This window comes from Variovorax sp. P4_D9 (assembly GCF_056401695.1).
The window spans coordinates 1-1,262 of sequence record NZ_JBFUIU010001474.1 but is presented as its reverse complement, the minus strand read 5'-3'; the positions used below and the strand labels follow the sequence as shown (position 1 = coordinate 1,262).

Annotated in this window: 1 protein-coding gene; it reads right to left on the bottom strand. The window is 66.0% G+C overall.

Annotated elements, in window-relative coordinates:
• The coding region (tnpC, locus tag AC1DY5_RS56120; protein ID WP_478122787.1) for an IS66 family transposase at positions 1–1,133 on the bottom strand (1,133 nt) is incomplete at its 3' end.
• Positions 1,134–1,262: the final 129 nt, after the last annotated feature.

Genomic DNA, 1,262 nt, shown 5'->3' with positions numbered 1-1,262 from the left:
CAGGTCAATTCCCTGGCGTCGGCCTCGATTCTGTACAGCCATGCGATGCGCTGTATCGCCTCGGCGGCGACCGGGCTCGCTTGGGGTGCGGTCTTGATGAGTTCGTCAAATTTCCGTCTCGCATGCGCATAGCAAAAAGCGGCGCTGCGCCCTTCGAGCGACAGGGCACCGTCATAGCCCGCATAGGCATCGATGACGAGCGTGCCGAACCAACCCTTGAGGAACTCGCTCGGGTACTTGCCGCCTCGCCCGAGGCAGAAGTCGAACACCACCCCGGGCTCGGGGTCGAAGGCGCCGCGCGCGTAGGCCCACATGTAGGCCTTCTTGGTCTTGCCCGCACCGGGGTCCAGCATGGAGATCGGCGTCTCGTCGGCTTGAACGATGCGCGAACTGAGCACGAACGCCCGGTGCGCGTCGTAAAGCGGCATCAATTGCGCACCGGTCTGTCCGCCCCAGGCCGCCAGCGTCGAGCGCGGGGTGCGCACGCCCGAGCGGGCATTGATCTGCTCCTGCCGGTAGTACGGAATGTGGTCGACGAAGCGGCTGATCGCCGTATGGGCCTGCAGGCCCGGCGTTGGCAGCGCGTTGTCGAAGACCTGCGGGGCAGCCGGCTCCTGCACCAGCAGCTGGCAGCACTTGCACGCCCACTTGCCGCGGATTTGCCGCTGCACGAAGAACTGCGCCGGMACGATGTCCAGCCGTTCGCTGATGTCCTCGCCCACGCGCACCATCGGTTGGCCGCATTCGGGCGTCGGGCAGCGGGTRTCYTCCGGTTCGATGCGCTGGTCCACGCGCGGCAGGTGCGGCGGCAGTGCCTCGCGCTTGGGCTGGCGGCGCTTCTGGTCCTCGGGTGCTCTGCCGCCTGGGGAGCCGTCCGGGGTGCTGCTCTGCAGGGCGGCGAGCTGAGCTTCCAGGCTCGCCTGGTCGGCGGCGAAGGTCTCCTCGAAGATCTCGCGCTGCTCGGCGTTCATGCGCTCGGTCTTGGCACCGAACCGCCAGGCCTTGAGCTTGGCGAGCTGGAAGGTGATGCTCTCGATCTTGGCGTCCCGCCACTTGATGCCTTGGGCCTGCGAGTTGACCCGCTTGTCCAGCGCGTCGATGTGCTTGGTCTGCTCCCCGATGTGGGCCAGCATTTGCACGGCCAGAGCCGTCAATTCGTCCGGGCTCAGACCCTTCAGATCTTCGGCTTTGAACTGCTGCGCATCGAGCATGTCCGCATTGTGCAAGGCCACATCGATGCGGTCATCGGTGCATGTTTGGAT